The 6,701-nt window shown below is 38.1% G+C and carries 5 protein-coding genes; all 5 read right to left on the minus strand.

The annotated features are described in order from the left end of the window. Positions 1-186: 186 nt before the first annotated feature. Positions 187-1,500, minus strand: a complete 1,314-nt coding sequence (locus tag WFK35_RS19190; protein ID WP_336733952.1) for an RHS repeat domain-containing protein — start codon at positions 1,498-1,500, stop codon at positions 187-189. Positions 1,501-1,583: 83 nt separating this feature from the next. Further along, positions 1,584-2,090: a hypothetical protein gene (locus WFK35_RS19195; RefSeq protein WP_336733954.1), complete on the minus strand. Its 507-nt coding sequence runs from the start codon at positions 2,088-2,090 to the stop codon at positions 1,584-1,586. After that, positions 2,091-3,176, minus strand: coding sequence for an RHS repeat domain-containing protein (locus tag WFK35_RS23300; RefSeq protein WP_442892085.1), 1,086 nt, complete (start codon positions 3,174-3,176; stop codon positions 2,091-2,093). It lies immediately after the preceding gene. A 262-nt stretch (positions 3,177-3,438) separates the two neighbouring features. Beyond that, entirely contained in the window at positions 3,439-3,882 is a 444-nt protein-coding gene (locus WFK35_RS19205; protein WP_336733956.1) for a hypothetical protein, read from the minus strand. 9 nt (positions 3,883-3,891) lie between these two features. After that, positions 3,892-6,701 (minus strand): RHS repeat domain-containing protein (locus WFK35_RS19210; RefSeq protein WP_336733958.1); only part of this gene is annotated, 2,810 nt, incomplete at its 5' end.

The following is a 6,701-nucleotide window of genomic DNA, read 5'->3' on the forward strand; positions in this document are numbered from 1 at the left end:
AAAGTTTACAGAATCTTTCTCCAATGCAATATTTGTTGAAAAAGGAAAACTCGTCTAAACAGAATTCCATCTCCGAGTTTTCTCCTTTCCAACAAAATCATTCAACACCAACATCACCGCAATGAAATATTTTATAGTTTTACAAAACAAAATGAGGGTATAATTCTGTCCAACCTTAGGGGAGACTTACATCTGAGCCATATCAACACTTGCTAAAATTAATGCTCCCCCTCCTAAAACTCTACCTGCAACTTTGGTTCCTACTGCTAATCTTTGAGCATTTTTGACGCTTATTTCCATAAGTGGCACATATATTCTCCTTGAACTTATAAGCTTTGGCAATGCCTTTTCAAAAACAAGGTTGGTAGTAGAATACGCTTCGCCTGCTCCATATAATAAGGCTCTTTCTGCAGCAGGCTGGAAAACAAATTTATTAGCCGAGAAAGCATAACCAGACCAAGATCTGAGGGTTTGGGAGTTTTTGTGCATTTCGGAATCATACTTATAAGGGTTTAACCTCCATGCATTAAAAGTGCCTATTAAACCTTCCTTTTCATGTCCCAGATCTGTCCACCACTTTAAGTATCCACCACTGTTGACAAGGTTAAAGCTTTGTCCATTTCGCCAGGCATTCATCATTGCAGCGTACGCAGGAGTCTGTCCAAAGGTGGAGTAACTTCCACCGCCACCTCCGCTAGAAGCTCCGGTATTATAAAAAGCACCTAATCCATCTTCGGAGCCAAAAAATGTATGTAAAGCTTTTACACTTCCTGATCCGCCACCCGCAAAATAAGATGCGAAACCGCCTGCTGCAAAGCCTCCTACGCCTTCCTGATCCGGGGTAACCGGCTTTCTACCATCGGGATCGATAAAACTTATCGGGTTGTTGTATGCATAAGTGTAAGGAGAATAAGTTCTCATCAGCTCGGCAAGCGGATCTATGACGCCCCATCTTGCAATATCGCTCATGTACATTCTTGCTCCGTAATCGCTCCATCCGGTTTCCTTCTGCAATTCCTTACCGTTGTACTGGTAGCCGTAGGCAGGATTTCCTGTTGTCTGGTTATATCCTTCATGCTTCATCCCAAAAGGGTAGAAGTTGTTTTCCTCAAGAACTTCTGCGCTGCCATTGGTATTTTTAAAGTAGCTTACTCTAATATTCCCCAAATGGTCTGTATAGCTGTAAATATACTGATTTTTTTCAAAATCGTAATATCCTTCCGCAGTAGGAACAAATTTTAAAGTGGCAGCAACCAGAGCTGAATTGATCTGTTTAGATTCATACTGAAAACCATTTAAATAATCTGTGGTAACAGTTTCCTGTCCGGATCCGGCAGGGTTTTTATGAATATACATTTTTCGGAGCTTTTCTCCTGATGCGCTATACTGATAAAAAGCACGGATATTTACCGGGCGGGAAAGAACTCTTGGAATATAAGTCTGATTAAATATCAATAGACTCGGCTGGTTCAGGAGATATCGGGGTTTACTAAATAACAAGAATCCGCCTCAGTTGTGAGACGGATTCCTTTATTATTGCTCATGGATTACAAATCCGCGAGATCGGTTCAGGGGGCTTACTGCTACTCAGAACAATAAACAGATGATGACGAAGGAATTGGGTTTCCTTTATCAGTATAAACATATTTCATTGACGATCTAGCTCCTCTTTGTCCTAATTCGTATGCTTTTAATATTGAATATGTTCCATACTTACTTTGAAATTTATCAAATAATGGATGATCATCTTCAAAACTTAAGATATTTGAGATATCCCAATATGCATCACGATAATTATTCTTTTCTGCCATTAATATGGCATAATATAAAAATTCCTTATATCTACCGTCTATAGCATATTGCTTACAGGCTGTGTTATATGCTATGGTGTCACCTTTATATATCGCTTTATTAAGATTTTCTTTTAACGTTTTATCGTTAAAATCAAAGCCGCTATCTACATAAGGAACATACTTGTCTGTTTGCTTTTCATTCAATACATTTTTAAGATGTATATTCTTTTTAGATTTATCTTTATTGTTACAACTTAAAAATAAAAATAAAACAGATAAAAATATTAAGTTTTTCATTTAATTAAAATTTGGATATTTTTTTAAAAAATCTTTATAATAATAGCCATGAAGGGCTTGTCCATTTCTGTAAAAAACAATGAGTCCGTTGTCATCTATATTTTTTTGTGATCTACTAACATTTTTAATTCCTGTAATGCTTGAATCATACATTACAAAACCTCTAAATGCAACAACCATCAGTCTCGGATGTGCTTTTGAGATTTGTTTTGCTATAGATCCATCTTTACCTGCATCTGTTGCTGAAAGACAAGAATACAATATTAAGATTGGATGTTTATATTTATCTACATTGGCCCAATTTTTATTTTTAGCTATCATAGCTTTATCAAAATCTTCTGCATTGAATATTTTTGTATCTTCATTCCATATCATGTTTAAATTACCATGTCCATATACTCTAAAAACTCCATCTCCTTTAGTATTCTTATATCTTTTATACATTCGATCATACTTTTTATGGAATACAGGGTCATCATTTTTACCAAAGAACTTTACAGGTTCTTCATCATTAATATTCCCATATCTGGAAAAATCAATACCTTTAAAATAATTTCCTGAACCGGCGAAATCATCAAAAGATATTGCACCATTCTGGCTAATCTTTACAGCGACTTCATAAGAAACACCGTTTCTCACAAAGGAATCAATATTATCTTCAGCACTAGCGCTACTTCCTCCACTTCCTCCACCACAGGCAGCTTCCATCATATCAAACATTTCGCCCATATGATCCTGATTTCCTGTGTAATTTATAAGAGAGGCTCTGTCGCCCTTTCCGCCATTAGCAAAATACATCGCCATTCCACCTTCGGGAACTCTCAACTGGAACTCCTCTCCCTGAGAAACAGGCTTTCTACCATCCGGATCAATAAACCTAATAGGATTGTTGTATGCATAAGTGTAAGGCGAATACCTTCTCATCTTTTCGGCAAGTGGATCAATAACGCCCCATCTTGCAATATCGCTCATATACATCCTTGCTCCGTAATCGCTCCATCCGGTTTCCTTCTGTAACTCTTTTCCGTTATACTGGTAGCTGTATGCCGGATTTCCTGTCGTCTGGTTATATCCTTCATGCTTCATCCCAAAAGGGTAGAAGTTGTTTTTCTCAAGAACTTCTGCGCTGCCGTTGAGGTGATCCCTAAATGGTCTTTATTGTTTTCAAAAGTATAAGTTTAAATCAATAAAATATTGTGCTTTTCCCTTTTTTATTGAAAATAATTCTTTAAGATTTGTCGTCTCATTTTCTATTAGAAAGCGAAACTAAATTACAAAGCAAAGAGACTGTCCTTTTGAGACAGCCTCTTTTATTATTGCTCACGGATTACAAATCCGCGAGATCGGGTTATAAATCTGCGTTATCGGAGATATTATCATTTTTAATAAAATGTAAAACTTGATATAAACCCTCAAATGGTTTACCTTTTTCTAAATCAATAATAATATAATCTTGATTTTTTAGTTTTATTTTTAATCTTGTAAAATCATTCTTGTTGGATATACCATCTTTTAATTCTTCTTCTAAAGCTGGTCGAACTTCTATAATTTCATTTATTTTTATATCTGAAAATTTATCTTGTTTATTAATTAATATTTTTTTATTTGTTAATAAAGTCCAATTCGAAATATTTTCGAACAAAATAATTAATGGTTTTTCTTGGTCAGACAAATGAGAAAACAATATTTTAAATTGATTTTCATTATCTATATTAATTATTTTTGTTTTAATTCCTTCTCCTCCTTTTCTTTTAAAAATAGAAAGATAGACTAATGATTTATCTTTTGTCATAGTAATTTATTATTTTAAAGCCTTTTGTAAAACAACTCCAGTACCAATCTTTTCAAAAGAATAGCCAAATCTTTGGGCTATTCCAGAATTTAAAAACCCCTTATTAATTACTGATGAGCCATAAATAGAAATTTTAGTAGCTCCAGCGCTAATAGCTTCTGCCTCCATACCACCAACTAAAGTCCTAAAACCAGATAAACTTTTGCTTCCAGATGCTTCTAATAAAAAAATATTTCGATTAAATGTGTTTCCCACTAACCCTTTGGTACCATAAACAGAATACCCATTTACATTTTCCGCTCCGTTATATAATGCTTGTGTAAAAGTCTCCTCCGTAAGATTGACTATAGAACTTTCTATACCAGCCGTTTCTTCTGCCACAGCAATACCACGTCCAAATCCTCCATACATTAGTCCACCACCACTTCCTTCATCCTTAAGAATCTCCATGTGGCTACTGTTCACGTTTCTGGCAAATCGATCCAGCCAACTTTCCCCTGCGTTATAGGATGGGTTATCTCTCCAACCTCTATACTGCTCTAATGGACTTTCTCCATTAGCATTTAAATTAGCGTTTCTAATTAATCCAAAAAGTCTGGATCCTCTATCAAAAGACCCCTCCATTTCTCCTGTCTGCAAACTATAAGAAACCGATGCGCCGGGTAAAATTGTTTTTATTCCAGCTCCTTTAGAACTAAAAAGTCTACTAAGGAAATTCCCGATTCTTTGTACAATGTTTGGACCCTCTTTCTTTTTTTTATTTTGATCACTTTTTCCATTACCACCTCCACCACCGGAAGCTTCTGTATTATAAAAAGCGCCTAAACCATCTTGAGGACCAAATAGTTTTACAACAGTTTTTCCTCCACGTCCTCCATTGGCAAAATATTCCATAAAACCTCCAGTAGGAACAAAACTTGTAAACTCTTCAGGTGCAACAGCCTTTCTACCATCCGGATCAATAAATCGTATCGGGTTGTTATAAGCATAATTGTAAGGAGTAAATCTGCGGGATGTTTCAGCCAAAGGATCTATCACGCCCCATCTTGCAATATCGCTCATGTACATTCTTGCCCCGTAATCGCTCCATCCGGTTTCCTTCTGTAACTCTTTTCCGTTATACTGGTAGCTGTATGCCGGATTTCCTGTCGTCTGGTTATATCCTTCATGCTTCATCCCAAAAGGATAGAAGTTGTTTTCTTCAAGAACTTCTGCGCTGCCATTGGTGTTTTTAAAGTAGCTTACTCTAATATTCCCCAAATGGTCTGTATAGCTGTAAATATACTGATTTTTTTCAAAATCGTAATATCCTTCCGCAGTAGGGACAAATTTTAGAGCAAGAACGTTGTTCTCTGTTTCATACTGGAAGCCGTCGAGATAATCTGTTGTTTTTTTGCTTAGTGTAAAATTAGCTCCTACTTTGTAGTTGTATTCTTTACGGAGCTTTGTTCCGTCTGCACGGTAAGTGTAGGTGGTATTTACATAAATTCCCCCGCCTCGGGTTACAATATATTCATTGAATTTAATGTATTTCGGCAGGTTCAGGAAGTTATAATCGATCTGTAAAATCCCTTTGTCTTTATGATCCTTCATGTTTCCGTTGGCATCATAAGACATGGCAGCTCCGGAGGTATCGGGATACCCACTGTAGTTGGTGGAGCCATCTTTTACAGAATTCAGCCTGTTTCCGGTGTAGGTGTAGGTAAGGTCATCTATCCGCAGCGCTGTTCCTGCACTTCCTTTGGTAAACCTCTGCAGAGAAAGAATGTTGGAGTTCATGTCATACGTCACCGATTCGTTGTAGAAATTACTCGGCGGCAGAGAAGTTTCAGGCTCGGAATAAATTCCATTTTTCAGCCTGTTCAGGGCATCATACTGGTAATTGTATCTTCTTTTTACCCCGTCTGTTGCGGTTTTCCAGGTTACCTCTGCAATATTGCCATTGTATTTTCCTGTCGAGCTGCCGGTATTTTCAGGATTAAAGTACTTCAGCTCATACCCGAAGAGCTTTGTGCCCAGATTGGCAGGATCATTCACTTTGGTGAGTGCGCCACGGACATCGTAGGTATATTCTATGCTTTGCAGGTTGTTGCCCACCTTCTTACCGGCAAGCTGGGAAAGCTCGTTGTAGCTGTTTTCGGCAAGAAGCTCCTGTGGCTGGCTGTTCACCTGGTGCCATACTTTTTTCACCCTGTTCTGGGGATCGTACTCAAAAACCTGGGAAATCACCTTTTCGGTATCGGTATCCAGCCTTTTGTGGTAGGTTTTCGTCTGTTTTACCACCCCTGCAAAATCCAGCTCAGATTCTGTTCTTGTATAACCTCCGAGATGGTTAATGGAGTAGGAAGAAACCGCCCTTGCTTTATCATCATAGTACACATAGCTTTTCGTCCAGTTATTGTCCTCAATATTTTTTACCAGGCTCATGGTCGGCAGGGCTTTGGTGCTGATGGGGGCATTCTGGGCATCGGTAATAATGCTTTTGCCCATTACCGTCGCCGGAAATGCCGGATTGAAGCTGTACACAGGATAGGTATCGTAGTAATTAACAGTCAGTACCTTAATTCCCGCAGACGGAAAGGCATCCTGCGAATAGAAAATATCCATTCCGTCGGAAGAGAAGGAAGCGGACGTTCTGGCTTCATTGTTTCCGGGATTGGCAGAAAGTGCATTCACATAATTCTGTACTGTTGTCCGGGTATCTGCAGAAGGGTAGAAGCCCGTGTAGACCACCCTCCCGAATTTGTCGTATTTGGTAAACATCCATCCCTGTGCAGAGAAGGAGGAGCTTTTGGCAGTTCTCAGGTTGGCATCCTGCG

It is taken from the genome of Chryseobacterium sp. VD8, from assembly GCF_037149975.1.
Taxonomy (GTDB): Bacteria; Bacteroidota; Bacteroidia; order Flavobacteriales; family Weeksellaceae; genus Chryseobacterium; species Chryseobacterium indicum.